Origin of the sequence: Streptomyces ureilyticus (genome assembly GCF_011045025.1) — a bacterium.
GTDB lineage: Bacteria > Actinomycetota > Actinomycetes > Streptomycetales > Streptomycetaceae > Streptomyces > Streptomyces ureilyticus.
This window is the reverse complement of record NZ_JAAKZX010000211.1, coordinates 1-15,958: the sequence shown is the minus strand read 5'-3', so window position 1 is coordinate 15,958 and position 15,958 is coordinate 1. Positions and strand designations below refer to the sequence as shown.

Sequence of the window (15,958 nt, the reverse complement as noted above, 5' to 3'; positions counted from 1 at the left end):
CAGCGTCCTCGCTGTGTTTTCTTCAAAGGAACCTCCACCCACCACATTGCGTGATGGACGGGGTATCAACATATCTGGCGTTGATTTTTGGCACGCTGTTGAGTTCTCAAGGAACGGACGCTTCCTTCGTACTCACCCTCGCAGGCTTTCCTCCGGGCTTCCCTTCGGTCTTGCTTTCCCGACTTTATCAGAAGAATCTGAGTCGGAATTCCCGTCCCGCTCGGGATGGTTCCCTATGCACAGTTGCGTCGGGTTCCCGTTCAGGCGGAGCCGTAAACGTACTGGAGCGGGGCGCCTCGATGCAAATCGAGGCGCCCCGCTCCCAGTTGCACGCGTGCGAGGTGTCAGACCTCGACCACGACGGGCAGGATCATCGGCCGGCGGCGGTAGGTGTCCGAGACCCATTTGCCCAGCGTGCGGCGGATGAGCTGCTGCATCTGGTGGGGTTCGACGACACCGTCCTGGGCCGACCTCTCCAGGACCTCGGTGATCCTCGGGAGGACGTCGCTGAAGGCCGAGTCCTCGATTCCCGAGCCACGCGCCTGGATGTGCGGGCCGCCGGTGATCTTGCCGGTGCTGGAGTCCATCACCACGAAGACCGAGATGATGCCCTCGTCGCCGAGGATCTTGCGGTCCTTGAGCGCGGGCTCGCCGACATCGCCGACCGAGAGGCCGTCGACGTACACGTATCCGGCCTGGACCTTGCCCGAGATCTTGGCCTTGCCCTCGACGAGGTCGACGGCTACGCCGTCCTCGGCGATGACGATCCGGTCGTGCGGGACTCCGGTGAGGGCGCCCAGCTCGGCGTTGGCACGCAGGTGGCGCCATTCGCCGTGGACCGGCATCAGGTTCTTGGGCCGGCAGATGTTGTAGAAGTACAGGAGCTCGCCGGCCGAGGCGTGGCCGGAGACATGCACCTTGGCGTTGCCCTTGTGGACGACGTTGGCACCCCAGCGGGTCAGGCCGTTGATGACGCGGTAGACCGCGTTCTCGTTGCCGGGGATGAGTGACGACGCCAGGATCACCGTGTCGCCCTGGACGATACGGATCTGGTGGTCCCGGTTGGCCATCCTGGACAGGGCGGCCATGGGCTCGCCCTGCGAACCCGTGCAGACCAGCACGACCTCGCCGTCCGGCAGGTCGTCGAGTGTCTTGACGTCGACGACCAGGCCCGGTGGGACCTTCAGGTACCCGAGGTCTCGGGCGATGCCCATGTTGCGGACCATCGAGCGGCCGACGAAGGCGACCCTGCGGCCGTACTCGTGGGCTGCGTCGAGGATCTGCTGGATGCGGTGGATGTGGCTGGCGAAGCTGGCCACGATGATCCGCTTCCGGGCGTTCGCGAAGACCTGCCGCAGCACGTTAGAGATGTCCCGCTCGGGCGGGACGAAGCCGGGAACCTCGGCGTTCGTCGAGTCCGAGAGAAGGAGGTCGATGCCTTCCTCGCTCAGCCGCGCGAACGCGTGTAGATCTGTGAGGCGGCCGTCCAGCGGGAGCTGGTCCATCTTGAAGTCGCCGGTGTGCACCACCATGCCCGCGGGGGTGCGGATTGCGACCGCGAGGGCGTCCGGGATGGAGTGGTTGACCGCCACGAACTCGCAGTCGAAGGGGCCGATGCGTTCGCGGTGGCCCTCCGCGACCTCGAGCGTGTAGGGGCGGATGCGGTGCTCCTGGAGCTTCGCCTCGATGAGGGCGAGGGTCAGCTTGGAGCCGATCAGCGGGATGTCCGGCTTCTCGCGCAGGAGAAAGGGGACACCGCCGATATGGTCCTCATGGCCGTGCGTGAGGACGATGCCCTCGATGTCGTCGAGGCGGTCCCTGATGGACGTGAAGTCCGGCAGGATCAGGTCGATTCCGGGCTGCTCCTCCTCGGGGAAGAGCACGCCGCAGTCGACGATCAGCAGTCGGCCGCCGTACTCGAAGACCGTCATGTTCCGGCCGATTTCGCCGAGCCCGCCGAGTGGGGTGACCCGGAGGCCGCCCTCGGTGAGCTTCGCCGGGGGACTCAGTTCAGGATGCGGATGACTCAAAAGACTCTCTCCTCACCACGCACGCCACGTACCTGGCAGGGCACGTGGCGCGCATGACGTTCGTGCAGTAGCAGTTGTCTTGGTGGTGCAGGCCCTTGGCCTGCTGGTCGTACGTATTCAGTTGTGAAGTCTGTGATCAGAGCTGTACCCCGCCGGCGGCAAGATCGATCTTGAGCTGGGCGGTCTCCTCGGGTGAGAGGCCGACCATGGGCAGGCGCAGCGGCCCGGCGGGCAGGCCCTGGAGGGTGAGCGCGGCCTTGGTGGTCATGACGCCCTGGGTGCGGAACATGCCGGTGAAGACGGGCAGCAGCTTCTGGTGGATCTCGGTGGCCTTCTGGACGTCGCCGCTGATGTACGCGTCGATCATGGCCCGCAGGTCGGGGGTGACGACGTGACCGACGACGGAGACGAAGCCGACCGCGCCCACGGACAGCAGTGGCAGGTTGAGCATGTCGTCGCCGGAGTACCAGGCGAGGCCGGAACGGGCGATGGCCCAGCTGGCGCGGCCGAGGTCGCCCTTGGCGTCCTTGTTGGCGACGATACGGGGGTGCCCGGCCAGGTGCACGATCGTTTCCGAGTTGATCGGTACGCCGCTGCGGCCGGGGATGTCGTAGAGCATGACCGGGAGTTCGGTCGCGTCGGCGATCGCCGTGAAGTGCCGGTACAAACCCTCCTGCGGGGGCTTGTTGTAGTACGGCGTGACCGCGAGGAGGCCGTGCGCGCCCACCTGCTCGGCGGTGCGGGCCAGTTCGATGCTGTGGTGGGTGTAGTTCGTGCCGACTCCGGCGACGACGTGGGCACGGTCGCCGACCGCCTCCAGTACCGCACGTACGAGGTCCGCTTTCTCCGCGTCGCTGGTGGTCGGGGACTCGCCGGTGGTGCCGTTGATGATCAGGCCGTCGTTGCCTGCGTCCACCAGGTGGGTGGCGAGCCGCTGCGCGCCGTCCAGGTCGAGAGTTCCGTCCGCCGTGAAGGGCGTGACCATTGCGGTGAGGACCCGCCCGAAGGGGGTCTGCGGAGTGGAGGTCGGAGCCATGGGTAACACGCTACTCGCTGCTCAGCGCGCGGTCTGCCCTCGGGTCGGGCGACAAGTCGCGACAAAGGTGGAGCCCGGCACTGCCTGCTCGGGGGTTCAAGCAGTGCCGGGCCCGTTTGATCAGGCTAGATGAACTACTAGAAATGCCGCAATACGGACACTTCGCTCGACAGACCCGTACATCTGTGCCGGGTGCCGCGAGGGGTGCGCTACGGCGCCACCCGACCGTTGGCGTTGAACGCGGCGTACGTGAGGGGCATGAGCTTGGCCCATTCCGCCTCCATCTTCTCGCCGACCATCTCGATCTCCCGCTGGGGGAAGGACGGCACCTTGGCGAGCTCGTGCTGCGTGCGCAGGCCGAGGAAGTGCATCAGGGAGCGGGCGTTGCACGTCGCGTACATCGATGAGTACAGGCCGACGGGGAGGACCGAGCGGGCGACCTCGCGGGCGACGCCGGCGGCCAGCATCTCCTGGTACGCCTCGTACGCTTGCACATACGAGTCCTCCATGACGCGGCCTACGAGCTCCTGCTGGGCCTGGGTGCCCTCCACGAAGACGTACTTCCCGGGGCGGCCCTCCTGGACCAGCTTGCGGGACTCGTCCGGGACGTAGAAGACCGGCTGGAGCTCCCTGTACCGACCCGATTCCTCGTTGTACGACCAGCCCACGCGGTGGCGCATGAACTCGCGGAAGACGAAGATCGGGGCGCTGATGAAGAACGTCATCGAGTTGTGCTCGAAGGGGCTGCCATGCCGGTCCCGCATCAGGAAGTTGATCAGGCCCTTGGAGCGCTCGGGGTCCTTCTGGAGCTCGTCCAGGGACTGCTCCCCGAGGGTCGAGACGCGGGCGGCGAACAGCACGTCGGAGTCGGCCGCGCTGTGCTTGACCAACTCGACGGTCACATCGCTGCGGAAGCCGGGCTTGAGGTCGTCGGCGGGGCTGTCGGTCACGGCTTGCGGGGTCCTTCCCATCGCTGGCTGGGCGGCGCCCACTCTACGGGCCGGCTCTGACAACGGGGCGTTCGGTGGCGGCCGCGACATTCTTCGCCGAACTTCTGCGAATTTGGTGAAACGGGGCACCTTTTGGGGCGCTTGTTCGTCTGTCTTGGTGAGCACGATCCGTTCGAGTCCCACGAGGAGAAGCAGTTTCCATGTTCCGTCGGCGCGAGCCTGTTCCGTTCGCCTTCATCGCCGAAGCCGACAAGTTCCGCAGCAATGTCACTCCCCCGCCCCGCGAGCGTGCCTCCGCCTCGGAGGTGGTCGGGCGCTGGCTCATAGGTCTCACCGTCGTCGCCGGGCTGGCGGGCTCCCTGCTCTTCGGGATGCCCGCGCTGTCGCAGGACCAGTCGCCCGCTCAGACCCAGCAGTCCGAGGCCTCGAACAGCCGCTGAGCGCCGCCATCAGCTGGGTGCTCATCCGGACCCCCGAGGGTGGTGAGCAGGGACATGGCTAGGTAGCCTCACCAGGCACAAACCGTGCGTGGATTGAGTGAGGATCAGTCGTGCCCCTGCCCTTCCTGACGGCCGACCGCGCGTTCGACGAGGTGACGGACGATCTCCCGTTGCCGTTCGACGACCGCGACCGCTGGCGACGCCCCTACCGGCCCGGTCCGTGGCGGGTCGCCATGGCGGCGCTCCTGCTGCTGCTCGCCTCGTACGTGCTGTTCGCGGCGGTGATCATCGCGGTGGCCGGCACGCTGGGCGGGGGCGCGATCGTCTTCGGTGTGGCGCTGTTCATCATCGGCTCTGCGCTGCGGCTGTTGCGTGTGGGGGCGTGGGTGAGCGCGTACGGGCTGCGTCAGGTGCGCTTCTTCGCGACGCGTACAGCGCCTTGGGCACAGGTCGTGGCGGTCCGCACGGTGCAGCAGCCGGTGCGCTGGCTCGGGCTGCCGCGCACGGTGCAGGGGCAGGCGCTCCTCCTCGTCCGCCGGGACCGGGCAGGCGATGAACCGACACCGCTGCTGACTACGCACAACGCGGACTTCCTGGGGCGCCCCGCAGCCTTCGACCGGGCAGCGGACGGCGTCGAGGTCTGGGCGGACGAGTACCGGCACGCGTGATCGACAGCACGAAGGGGCCGGTCCGCGCAGGGCCGGCCCCTTCGTCGTACCACTCGTCGTGCCGCCCAAGCTCAGGCCCGTACGGGCTTGCCCTCGTGCAGGGCGATGGCGCGCTGCATCGCCCTGCGGGCGCGCGCGGTGTCGCTGGCGTCGTGGTAGGCGATCGCGAGGCGGAACCAGCTGCGCCAGTCGTCCGGGGCGTCCTCGGTCTCGGCTTTGCGGCGGGCGAAGACCTCGTCGGCCGAGTCGCGGTCGATACGGCCGGCCGGGGTGCGCTTCAACTCGTCGACGGGCAGGCCGCCTTCGGCGTCGAGTGCTGCGGCGAGCCGGTTGGCCTTCCGGACGAACTGCGTGTTCTTCCAGAGAAACCACAGGCCGATCACCGGCAGGATGAGGACCGCCACCCCGAAGGTGACCGTCAGGGCCGTGCCGGTCTCGATGAGCATGACCCCACGGCTGCCGACCAGGACGAAGTAGACGACGAGGACGGCGGCTGTGACGGCGTACGTGATCTTCGCGCGCATGGTTGTCGTCCGACCGCTCAGTTCAAGTCCAGGAAGTGTTCCAGGCCGAAGGTGAGGCCGGGGGTGTCCACGACGCGGCGTACGCCGAGCAGGATGCCCGGCATGAAGCTGCTGTGGTGCAGCGAGTCGTGGCGGATGGTGAGGGTCTCGCCCTCGCCGCCGAGGAGAACCTCCTGGTGCGCGAGCAGTCCGCGCATCCGCACCGCGTGTACGGGCACCCCGTCGACGTTCGCCCCGCGGGCTCCGTCCAGTGCCGTCACCGTGGCGTCGGGCTGCGGGGCACTGCCCGCGCGCTCCCGGGCCGCGGCGATGAGCTGGGCGGTGCGTGTGGCGGTGCCGCTGGGGGCGTCCACCTTGTTCGGGTGGTGCAGCTCGACGACCTCGACGGACTCGAAGTACGGCGCGGCGACCTCCGCGAACTTCATGGTCAGTACGGCGCCGATGGAGAAGTTCGGGGCGATGAGCACGCCCGTCTCCGGGGATGCGGCCAGCAAGGTGTTCAGCTGCGCCAGGCGCTCGTCGGTCCAGCCCGTCGTGCCGACCACGGCGTGGATGCCGTGGCGTACGCAGAAGTCGAGGTTGCCCATGACCGAGGCGGGCGTGGTCAGTTCGACGACGGCCTGGGCGCCGGTCTCCACCAGCGTCTCCAGTTTGTCGCCGCTGCCGAGGGCGGCCACCAGCTCCATGTCCTCGGCCGCCTCGACGGCTCGTACCGCCTCGGATCCGATACGGCCCTTGGCGCCGAGGACTGCCACGCGCAGCTTGCTCATGTTCCTGATTCCTTAGTCGAGGACTTACGCGACCGTCGCGGACCTACGCGACCGCTTCGTCCAGCCGGGATGCCTGCTTGTCCTTGAGTGGGCCGATGACCGACAGCGAGGGTCGCCGGCCCAGGATGTCGCGGGCCACGTCCCGTACGTCGTCGGGGGTGACCGCGGCTATCCGGGCCAGCATGTCGTCGACCGACATCTGCTCGCCCCAGCACAGCTCACTCTTGCCGATGCGGTTCATGAGCGCACCCGTGTCCTCCAGGCCGAGGACGGTGGAGCCCCTCAACTGGCCGATGGCGCGGTCGATTTCATCGTCCGAAAGACCGTGCTCGGCGACCTGGTCGAGTTCGTCCCGGCAGATCTTCAGTACGTCGTGGACCTGGCTCGGACGGCAGCCCGCGTACACCCCGAAGAGTCCGCAGTCGGCGAAGCCCGAGGTGTACGAGTACACGCTGTAGGCCAGGCCGCGCTTCTCGCGGACCTCCTGGAAGAGGCGGGAGGACATGCCGCCGCCGAGCGCGGTGTTCAGGACCCCCATGGCCCAGCGGCGGTCGTCGGTACGGGGCAGACCGGGCATGCCGAGGACGACATGGGCCTGCTCGGTCTTGCGGCCGAGCAGTTCGACGCGGCCCGCGGCACGGATGGCGCGCGAGCCGTCACGCGGGGCCTTGGGCATGGCGTCCGGCTGCTTCAGGGCGCCGGCCTTCTCGAAGGCGGCGCGGACCTGGCGTACGACCTTGTTGTGGTCGACGTTGCCCGCGCAGGCGACGATGAGATGCGTCGGGTCGTAGTGCTTCTTGTAGAAGCGGCGCATCCGGTCCGCGGTGAGGGCGTTGACCGTGTCGACCGTGCCGAGGACGGGGCGGCCGAGGGGGGTGTCGCCGAGCATGGTGGACGCGAACAGGTCGTGCACGCAGTCGCCCGGGTCGTCCTCGGTCATCGCGATCTCCTCGAGGATCGCGCCCCGCTCGACGTTCACGTCCTCTTCGAGGATCAGCGAGCCGGTGAGCATGTCGCAGACGACGTCGATGGCGAGAGGGAGGTCGGCGTCGAGCACGCGCGCGTAGTAGCACGTGTACTCCTTCGCCGTGAAGGCGTTCATCTCGCCGCCGACCGCGTCGATGGCGGAGGAGATGTCCATCGCGCTACGGCGGGAGGTGCCCTTGAAGAGCAGGTGCTCCAGGTAGTGCGTGGCGCCGTTCAGGGCCGGCGTCTCGTCGCGGGAGCCTACGTGCGCCCAGATGCCGAAGGTGGCGGAGCGCACGGAGGGCAGCGTTTCGGTGACGACGCGCAGGCCTCCGGGGAGGGTGGTCTTGCGTACCGTACCGATGCCGTTCTGGCCCTTGATCAGGGTTTGGGTACGGGCGACGGCCCGCGCCTCGGAGGAGGTGCGGGCCGTCGCCGTGGAGCTACTCGACGTCACTTGTCGGTGTCGTCCTTCTTGTCGTCGTCGCCTTCGCCCTCGATCACGGGGATGAGGGAGAGCTTGCCACGGGAGTCGATCTCGGCGATCTCGACCTGGACCTTGGAGCCCACACCGAGCACGTCCTCGACGTTCTCCACGCGCTTGCCGCCGGCGAGCTTGCGGATCTGCGAGATGTGCAGCAGACCGTCCTTGCCCGGGAGCAGCGAGACGAACGCACCGAAGGTGGTCGTCTTGACGACCGTGCCCAGGTAGCGCTCGCCGACCTCCGGCATGGTCGGGTTGGCGATGCCGTTGATCGTGGTGCGGGCGGCCTCGGCGGAGGGTCCGTCGACCGCGCCGATGTAGATCGTGCCGTCGTCCTCGATCGTGATGTCGGCGCCGGTGTCCTCCTGGATCTGGTTGATCATCTTGCCCTTGGGGCCGATGACCTCGCCGATCTTGTCCACGGGGATCTTCACGGTGATGATCCGCGGGGCGTTGGGGGACATCTCGTCCGGGGTGTCGATCGCTTCCATCATCACGTCGAGGATGTGGAGGCGGGCGTCACGGGCCTGCTTGAGGGCCGCGGCCAGGACGGAGGCCGGGATGCCGTCCAGCTTGGTGTCGAGCTGGAGCGCGGTCACGAACTCCTTCGTGCCGGCGACCTTGAAGTCCATGTCGCCGAAGGCGTCCTCGGCACCGAGGATGTCCGTCAGCGTCACGTAGTGCGTCTCGCCCTCGATCTCCTGGGAGATGAGGCCCATGGCGATACCGGCGACGGGGGCCTTCAGCGGCACACCGGCGTTCAGCAGCGACATGGTGGAGGCGCAGACCGAGCCCATCGACGTCGAGCCGTTCGAGCTGAGCGCCTCGGACACCTGACGGATCGCGTACGGGAACTCCTCGCGCAGCGGCAGCACCGGCACGAGCGCGCGCTCGGCGAGGGCGCCGTGGCCGATCTCGCGGCGCTTCGGGGAGCCGACGCGGCCGGTCTCACCGGTGGAGTACGGCGGGAAGTTGTAGTTGTGCATGTAGCGCTTGCGGGTCACCGGGGAGAGGGTGTCCAGCTGCTGCTCCATGCGGAGCATGTTGAGGGTGGTGACGCCCAGGATCTGGGTCTCGCCACGCTCGAACAGCGCGCTGCCGTGCACCCGCGGGATCGCCTCGACCTCGGCGGCGAGCGTACGGATGTCCGTGACGCCGCGGCCGTCGATGCGCTTCTTCTCCTTGATGACGCGCTCACGGACCAGGGACTTGGTCAGCGAGCGGTACGCGGCGGAGATCTCCTTCTCGCGGCCCTCGAACTGCGGGAGCAGCTTCTCGGCGGCGAGCGCCTTGACGCGGTCCAGCTCGCTCTCGCGCTCCTGCTTGCCCCCGATGGTGAGGGCCTGCGAAAGCTCGTCCTTGACGGCGGCGGTGAGCGCCTCCAGGACGTCGTCCTGGTAGTCGAGGAAGATCGGGAACTCGCCGGTCGGCTTGGCGGCCTTCGCGGCGAGGTCGGCCTGGGCCTTGCAGAGCACCTTGATGAAGGGCTTCGCGGCGTCCAGACCGGCGGCGACGATCTCCTCGGTCGGCGCCTCGGCGCCGCCCTTGACGAGCTGGATGGTCTTCTCGGTGGCCTCGGCCTCGACCATCATGATCGCGACGTCGCCGTCCTCCAGGGTGCGGCCCGCGACGACCATGTCGAAGACGGCGTCCTCGAGCTCGGTGTGCGTCGGGAAGGCCACCCACTGACCGCGGATCAGCGCGACGCGGACGCCGCCGATCGGGCCGGAGAAGGGCAGACCGGCCAGCTGCGTGGACGCGGACGCGGCGTTGATCGCCACGACGTCGTACAGGTGGTCGGGGTTGAGCGCCATGATCGTGGCGACGACCTGGATCTCGTTGCGCAGGCCCTTCTTGAAGGACGGGCGCAGCGGGCGGTCGATGAGACGGCAGGTGAGGATCGCGTCCTCGGAGGGGCGGCCCTCACGGCGGAAGAAGCTGCCGGGGATCTTGCCGGCGGCGTACATCCGCTCTTCGACGTCCACCGTCAGGGGGAAGAAGTCGAGCTGGTCCTTGGGGTTCTTGGAAGCCGTGGTGGCCGACAGAACCATGGTGTCGTCATCGAGATAGGCCACGGCGGAGCCGGCGGCCTGGCGGGCCAGACGGCCCGTCTCGAAACGGATGGTGCGGGTGCCGAAGGAACCGTTGTCGATAACGGCCTCGGCGTAGTGGGTCTCGTTCTCCACTAGCGTTTTCTCCGATGCTTTTCGTCTTTCGTCCCGTCCCGCCCGTGTGGCGGGTGGACGTCGGAGAAGCGCTCCGTCTGGTGCGGGCCGGTCTTCGATCGAAGCACCCGGGGTTCGCATTCCCCCGGGGGCCACTACCGAGGACCGGCGGCGGCGAGGTGCGCTTCTCCTCGTTCAGTTGTGGTGTCCGCGCCGTCGCTGTGCGCTGTCACGGAACCACGTCGTGTCGTACGTCTTGTGTTGTGCTACCACACTACAAAGGGGCGGCGACACTCCGCACGTACAGCAAAGGGAGCGGCCCCCTCAGTGTGGGAACCGCTCCCTTCACGGCGTCTTACCGGGCGCCCGCCGCACCGCGGCGGATGCCGAGGCGGTCGACCAGCGCACGGAAGCGCTGGATGTCCTTCTTCGCCAGGTACTGGAGAAGGCGGCGACGCTGACCGACGAGGATCAGCAGACCACGACGGGAGTGGTGGTCGTGCTTGTGGGTCTTGAGGTGCTCGGTCAGGTCCGAGATCCGGCGCGAGAGCATGGCGACCTGGACCTCGGGGGAGCCGGTGTCGCCCTCCTTGGTACCGAACTCGGACATGATCTGCTTCTTCGTAGCGGCGTCGAGCGACACGCGTACTCCTCGTAGTCTTCTTTGATAGCCACCGAGTGCCCCTGGTCCACTTCTCAGGGGAGCTTCCGTTACTCGGGAGGCGGGGATCCGCTGGGCGCGTCCTCCAGGGCCCTGAGGGGCGATCCGGGGGTGCGTACACATACGGCCGTTACACAGGGTACCAGGAGGTTGCGGGCCCCCTGGCCGGGGTTCCGGGAGTCCTGAGAGGCCGGGGCCCGCCCCAGTAGGGTGACGCGACAGGTCGTTCACAGGTCGGGAATTCGCAGGGTCTGGAAGGGGTCGCTTCGCCATGGCCGAGGCAGAGGACAAGGACGTCAAGGAGCGCAAGGAGCGAGAGAAGAACGAGCTCTACGCCCTCGACATCTCCGGGGTCGAATGGCACAGCGCGCCGGGTACGGAGGAGCACGAGGAGCGGGTCGAGATCGCCTATCTCCCGGGCGGCGCGGTGGCCATGAGGTCGTCTCTCGACCCGGACACGGTGCTGCGCTACACGGAGGCCGAATGGCAGGCCTTCGTACTGGGCGCCCGGGACGGGGAGTTCGACCTGGAGCCGGCTCCGCACAACGGAGGGCTTCCGGCGGAGTAGCGCTCAGGGCACGACGAGAGCTCGCGGCCACGGTGGCCGTTCGGGGCCGACGGGACTCGCGTCTCGTCGGCCCCTCGGCGTTCGCCCTCTACTTCAGAGGCTCATGCCACTACTTCAGAGGCTCATGCCACGCTTTCGGTCCCAGGGTCCTGTCGGTGAGATCGACTCGGTGTCAGAGCAGCCACCTACTATGCAGTTCGGTGATCGTGTACGCGGAGCGGGCAGGAGGCATGGCCTGTTGGCTTCTTTTGTCCACTTTGCCGTCAACGGCGGAGCGTTCAAGGGCCACTTCTGGGCAGGGTGTGACGTAGCGGGTGGGCGCCGAGGAATGGGCGGGCCTGCCGTGGGGGTTGTTGTGGTGATTAGGCTGGGTGAGGAGCGGCAGGAGAACCCGTGGACGGGTCGGCCGCGTCACAGGGGGAGAGCCGGGCGGATCAGACGGCCTCGGACGACAAGAACGGTCGCCCCAGTACGGCATGACGGTGCTCGACCACACCAGGAGGAATTGTGAACAGCGATCGGGACGGGATCCGCGGGGGCTGGGCCACACCCGGCGATGACCAGTCCGACGCAGAGTCCGCCGTCGAGACGACGGGCGAGTTCACCATCGATTACGCGCCGCCTGCCTGGTATACGCAGAATGCGTCGGGCAGTTCGGAAGAGGCGTCTCCTTCTCCGGTTGCTCCGGTTTCTCCGTTTTCGCCGGTTCCTCCTGACTCCTCCCCTTCTCTGTCTTCTCCCCCTTCTCCCGTTTCTCCGGCGGCGGAGGAAGCGGGTACGGGTGAGGGAGCGGCGGCTGCCGAGGGTTCCGCGGCTGTGGAGGGCTCTTCTGGTCCCGAGGGTTCGTCGGCTGTCGGTGGTCCGGCGGCTGTCCCCAGGTTGCCGGTGGGGAATGGCTTCGAGCCGGGGTGGCGTACGTCCGATGCGTCGGCCGGGGCGCCTGCCGCTGACGCCGGTAGTCCCACTGCTCTGCCCAACCTCCCTGTAGGGGGCGGTTTTCAGACTCCGTGGGCTGCGTCTGTGTCCCCGGCTCCCGTTGCAGACGCGCCTGACGAGGGCGAGGAGGAGGACGCCGGGAACGGGGATCTGGAGAGTGGCGCCACCATGCGCATCTCCGCTGTCGCTCTTAAGAGGGAGATTCAGGAGCGGGCTGCGGAGGGCGCGGAGAGTGGCGACGGTTCGGCGACTGCCGAGGAGCCGGCTGCTGTCGAAGGGCCGTCTGTCGACGAGCCGGCCGTCGATGAGTCGGCTGTCGATGAGTCGGCTGTCGATGAGTCGGCTGTCGATGAATCTGTCGACTCGGCTTCGGCTGAGGAGAGCGCTGGGCTTGAGGAGGAGGACGACGACTCCGTCGGCTCCGGTGAGGTTGAGGACGTCGCTGACGCCGACTCGGAAGTCGATGACGACTCGGATGTTGTTGAGGTGGCGTTCGGGAGTGGGTCGAGTGACGTTGACGGAGGCAGTGGCGTCGATGGCGTAGACGAAGAGGAAGAGGCCGAGGAGGGCGACGCGGGGGCGTCCTCGGAGCGTGCGGATGAGGGGTCCGGCGAGGTGGAGGACGAAGGTGACGTTGCGGATGAGTCCGCGGACGTTGTCGACCTCCCCCGGATCGATGTCGCTTCCGAGAGTTCCGGTGAGGTTGCCGAGGACGAGGACGAGGACGACGAGGTCAACGACGCAGTTCCTACTGGGGACTTGGAGCCCCAGGACGCGGAGCCCGAGGATGCCCGGCCGGGCGACGATGCCGAGCCGGAGGACGCTCAGCCGGACCGGGCTGAGCCTGCGGACGCGGAACCTCAGGATGCGGGGCCTCGAGATGCAGGGCCTCAGGAGCCTCACGACGCCGAGCCCCAGGACGTAGTGCCGGGGCTTGGTTCGGGGGCCGGCGATGCCGTGCAGGACGCGCCTCCGGCGTGGGCTCCGCCGCCCTTGCCGCAGGTCGGGCTTCCGCCGTTGCCGCCCGCCTATCAGCCTGCCGCGCCTGCTACGGCGGCGCAGTGGCCCGCGTCCGCGGAGAGCGACGGCCAGGGCGAGAGCGGACAGGCGGCGGGCCCGGCGCAGCCGTCGGTGCCGCCGCAGGGGCAGCAGCCGTTCCAGCCGCAGGCACCGCAGCCTGCGCCTCCGGCTTGGCCTGCTTCGCCGGGTACGCCTGCCGTGCCGGGTCAGCGCGCGGATGCGGCGCCGGCGTCCGCTCCGGCCGCCGACGCCGCGCCTCCGACGCCGAACGCCGACGGTTCCGGGGCTGGTTCTACTCCTGGGCAGCCGGGGGTCCCGAGCTTCCCGCAGTTCGGTACGCCGCCTGGTACGGCCCCGAGTCCGCAGGGCGGCAGCGCGGGTACGACACCGGCGGCGCCGCAAGGCAGCCCCGGCTTCCCGCAGGCCGGGAGCCCGACCGCGCCTCCGGCCGCCCAAGGTGGTTACGGATTCCCGCAGTCGGGTGCCGCGACGACGGCTCCGCAGGACAGCCCTGCCCAGCCCTCGGCTCAGGGTGGCTACGGGTTCCCGCGGCCGGGCACCAGCCCCGCTCCGCAGAACCCGAACATTCCGGCGCAGGGTGCGCCCAACACGCCTGGGCCATCCGGGAGTTACGGGTTCCCGCAGCCCCCGGCGCCTGGACAGCAGGCGCAGGGTGCCGGTCAGCCCTCGGCTCCTGCGCCGGGGCAGCCCGCTGCTCAGCCGCCCGTCGGCGCACAGCCGCAGGCGCAGCCGCCACAGGCAGCCGGCCCGCAGGCCGGGTACGGGTTCCCGCAGCCGGGGAATCCTGCCCCGAGCACACCGGGCCAGCCCGTCGGCGGGCTCCCGCAACCCGGCACGCCCGCAAGCGACGCCAACTCGCCCGCCCAGCCAGGTGGTTACGGATTCCCACAGCCGCCCGCGCCCGGACAGCAAGCGCAAGGTGCCGGTCAGCCCCCGGCTCCTGCGCCGGGGCAGCCCACCGCACAACCGCAGGCACAGCCGCCACAGGCGCCCAGCCCGCGGGCCGGGTACGGATTTCCGCAGCCGGGGAACGCCGCTCCGGGCGCGCCCAGCACGCCCGGACAGCCCGCCGGTTACGGATTCCCGCAACCCGGCACACCCGCCGCGACCAACCCGGCCGTGCCCAACTCGCCTGCCCAGCAGGGAGGTTACGGGTTCCCCCAGGTACCCGGTCAGCAGGGACAAGGTCCCGGTCAGCAGGGACAGGGTCCCGGTCAGCCCGGCGCCGGAACTTCCGCGCCGATGCCGCAGGGCGCGCCTCCGCCGCCCCAGGGTCAGCCCCACCCCGGCCAGCCGTACCCACCCCAGGGCGGCCAGTCCCTCCCGCACCAGCCGAACCCGCAGGCCGGTGCGGACCAGCACCAGCCCGGCGTACCGCATCCGCACCCGCAGGGGCAGCAGCCGCCCATGCCTCAGCCGGGCCAGCAGGGTCAGCCGGGCGGGCAGCCGCCCGTCGACCCCCGGGCCGGTGCCGCCTGGCCGCAGGCCGTGCAGCATGATCAGCGGCAGCCCACCAACCCGGGGGCGCCGCTCGGGTACACGGCGGCCGTGGAGCTGTCGTCGGACCGGCTGCTCAACAACAAGAAGCAGAAGGCGAAGAGCGGGCGTACGGCGGCCGCGTCCTCACGCTTCAAGATCGGGGGCAAGAAGGAGGAGGCCGAGCGGCAGCGGAAGCTCGAGCTCATCCGGACGCCGGTGCTGTCCTGCTACCGCATCGCCGTCATCAGCCTCAAGGGCGGCGTCGGCAAGACGACCACGACGACCGCACTCGGGTCCACGCTCGCCAGCGAACGGCAGGACAAGATCCTCGCGATCGACGCCAACCCGGACGCCGGTACGCTCGGCCGCCGCGTGCGCCGCGAGACCGGGGCCACCATCCGTGACCTCGTCCAGGCGATCCCGTACCTCAACTCGTACATGGACATCCGGCGGTTCACTTCGCAGGCGGCCTCGGGCCTCGAGATCATCGCCAACGATGTCGACCCGGCGGTCTCGACGACGTTCAACGACGAGGACTACCGGCGCGCGATCGACGTACTCGGCAGGCAGTACCCGATCATCCTGACCGACTCCGGTACGGGCCTTCTCTACAGCGCCATGCGTGGCGTACTCGACCTCGCCGATCAGCTCATCATCATCTCGACGCCCTCCGTGGACGGTGCGAGCAGCGCCAGTACGACACTGGACTGGCTGTCCGCGCACGGGTACGCCGACCTGGTGTCGCGGTCCATCACCGTCATCTCCGGAGTGCGTGAGACCGGCAAGATGATCAAGGTGGACGACATCGTCAGCCACTTCGAGACACGGTGCCGTGGCGTGATCGTCGTGCCGTTCGACGAGCATCTGGCGGCGGGTGCCGAGGTCGACCTCGACATGATGCGGCCGAAGGTGCGCGAGGCGTACTTCAACCTCTCGGCGTTGGTCGCCGAGGACATCGCGCGGCATCAGCAGTCGCAGGGCCTGTGGACGTCCGACGGCAACCCGCCGCCGGTGGCCGCGCCGCCCCTGCCGGGCCAGCATGTCCCCGGCCAGATCCCGGCGCAGGGCCAGCAGCAGCCCATGCCCCAGCCGGGGCATGCGGGGCAGCCGGGCCAGGCGTACCCCCAGCACCCAGGTCAGCCGGGCGGTCAGCCGTACCCGCAGCCGCCAGGTGCGCAGCCGCAACCTGGCCACCAGCCTGGTGCCCAGCACCCGCCCGCCCACCAGGCCGGCCCGCAAC

At 68.9% G+C, this 15,958-nt stretch carries 12 protein-coding genes and 1 pseudogene; 5 read left to right on the top strand and 8 right to left on the bottom strand.

The annotated features are described in order from the left end of the window. Nucleotides 1-344: 344 nt before the first annotated feature. The 3 genes from G6048_RS39430 to thyX form a co-directional block, all read right to left on the bottom strand. Nucleotides 345-2,030 carry a ribonuclease J gene (locus G6048_RS39430; protein ID WP_165344408.1) on the bottom strand — a complete coding sequence of 562 codons (1,686 nt, stop codon included), beginning with the start codon at nucleotides 2,028-2,030 and terminating at the stop codon, nucleotides 345-347. 136 nt (nucleotides 2,031-2,166) lie between these two features. Beyond that, nucleotides 2,167-3,066 carry a 4-hydroxy-tetrahydrodipicolinate synthase gene (gene dapA / locus G6048_RS39425; protein WP_165344407.1) on the bottom strand — a complete coding sequence of 300 codons (900 nt, stop codon included), beginning with the start codon at nucleotides 3,064-3,066 and terminating at the stop codon, nucleotides 2,167-2,169. Nucleotides 3,067-3,275: 209 nt separating this feature from the next. Beyond that, nucleotides 3,276-4,016 (bottom strand): FAD-dependent thymidylate synthase, encoded by a 741-nt coding sequence (gene thyX, locus G6048_RS39420; RefSeq protein ID WP_165344406.1) that lies wholly within the window; start codon nucleotides 4,014-4,016, stop codon nucleotides 3,276-3,278. Nucleotides 4,017-4,216: 200 nt separating this feature from the next. Between thyX and G6048_RS39415 the strand changes: the two genes are divergently transcribed. Together G6048_RS39415 and G6048_RS39410 are read left to right on the top strand one after the other, a co-directional pair. Then, entirely contained in the window at nucleotides 4,217-4,456 is a 240-nt protein-coding gene (locus tag G6048_RS39415; RefSeq protein ID WP_165344405.1) for a hypothetical protein, read from the top strand. Between the two features lie 110 nt (nucleotides 4,457-4,566). After that, nucleotides 4,567-5,124 (top strand): PH domain-containing protein, encoded by a 558-nt coding sequence (locus G6048_RS39410; RefSeq protein ID WP_165344404.1) that lies wholly within the window; start codon nucleotides 4,567-4,569, stop codon nucleotides 5,122-5,124. A gap of 71 nt (nucleotides 5,125-5,195) precedes the next feature. On the opposite strand, the gene G6048_RS39405 is transcribed toward G6048_RS39410, so the two are convergent. The 5 genes from G6048_RS39405 to rpsO all read right to left on the bottom strand — a co-directional run bounded on the left by G6048_RS39405 (nucleotide 5,196) and on the right by rpsO (nucleotide 10,676). Then, nucleotides 5,196-5,648: a hypothetical protein gene (locus G6048_RS39405; protein ID WP_165344403.1), complete on the bottom strand. Its 453-nt coding sequence runs from the start codon at nucleotides 5,646-5,648 to the stop codon at nucleotides 5,196-5,198. Between the two features lie 17 nt (nucleotides 5,649-5,665). Next, on the bottom strand, nucleotides 5,666-6,418 hold the full coding sequence (gene dapB, locus G6048_RS39400; RefSeq protein WP_165344402.1) for a 4-hydroxy-tetrahydrodipicolinate reductase: 753 nt from the start codon (nucleotides 6,416-6,418) through the stop codon (nucleotides 5,666-5,668). Nucleotides 6,419-6,461: 43 nt separating this feature from the next. Next, on the bottom strand, nucleotides 6,462-7,841 hold the full coding sequence (locus G6048_RS39395) for a M16 family metallopeptidase (protein ID WP_165344401.1): 1,380 nt from the start codon (nucleotides 7,839-7,841) through the stop codon (nucleotides 6,462-6,464). After that, nucleotides 7,838-10,054, bottom strand: coding sequence for a polyribonucleotide nucleotidyltransferase (locus G6048_RS39390; protein ID WP_033326843.1), 2,217 nt, complete (start codon nucleotides 10,052-10,054; stop codon nucleotides 7,838-7,840). Before G6048_RS39390 ends, G6048_RS39395 begins: the two co-directional genes overlap by 4 nt. A gap of 334 nt (nucleotides 10,055-10,388) precedes the next feature. Then, nucleotides 10,389-10,676 (bottom strand): 30S ribosomal protein S15, encoded by a 288-nt coding sequence (gene rpsO, locus G6048_RS39385; RefSeq protein WP_033326844.1) that lies wholly within the window; start codon nucleotides 10,674-10,676, stop codon nucleotides 10,389-10,391. 289 nt (nucleotides 10,677-10,965) lie between these two features. Here rpsO and G6048_RS39380 point away from each other — a divergent pair, with 289 nt between their 5' ends. The 3 genes and pseudogenes from G6048_RS39380 to G6048_RS52100 all read left to right on the top strand — a co-directional run. Continuing rightward, nucleotides 10,966-11,262 (top strand): DUF397 domain-containing protein, encoded by a 297-nt coding sequence (locus G6048_RS39380; RefSeq protein WP_165344400.1) that lies wholly within the window; start codon nucleotides 10,966-10,968, stop codon nucleotides 11,260-11,262. A 507-nt stretch (nucleotides 11,263-11,769) separates the two neighbouring features. After that, nucleotides 11,770-11,850, top strand: a pseudogene (locus G6048_RS51635) (SCO5717 family growth-regulating ATPase); the annotation flags it as partial. Nucleotides 11,851-14,481: 2,631 nt separating this feature from the next. After that, nucleotides 14,482-15,958: MinD/ParA family ATP-binding protein (locus G6048_RS52100; RefSeq protein ID WP_408056218.1), on the top strand; the 1,477-nt coding region annotated here is incomplete at its 3' end.

Bases quoted from the DNA above. Each gene is read 5' to 3' on its own strand.
- dapA (WP_165344407.1), bottom strand. From the start codon at position 3,066: ATGGCTCCGACCTCCACTCCGCAGACCCCCTTCGGGCGGGTCCTCACC.
- G6048_RS39415 (WP_165344405.1), top strand. From the start codon at position 4,217: ATGTTCCGTCGGCGCGAGCCTGTTCCGTTCGCCTTCATCGCCGAAGCC.
- G6048_RS39405 (WP_165344403.1), bottom strand. From the start codon at position 5,648: ATGCGCGCGAAGATCACGTACGCCGTCACAGCCGCCGTCCTCGTCGTC.
- dapB (WP_165344402.1), bottom strand. From the start codon at position 6,418: ATGAGCAAGCTGCGCGTGGCAGTCCTCGGCGCCAAGGGCCGTATCGGA.
- G6048_RS39380 (WP_165344400.1), top strand. From the start codon at position 10,966: ATGGCCGAGGCAGAGGACAAGGACGTCAAGGAGCGCAAGGAGCGAGAG.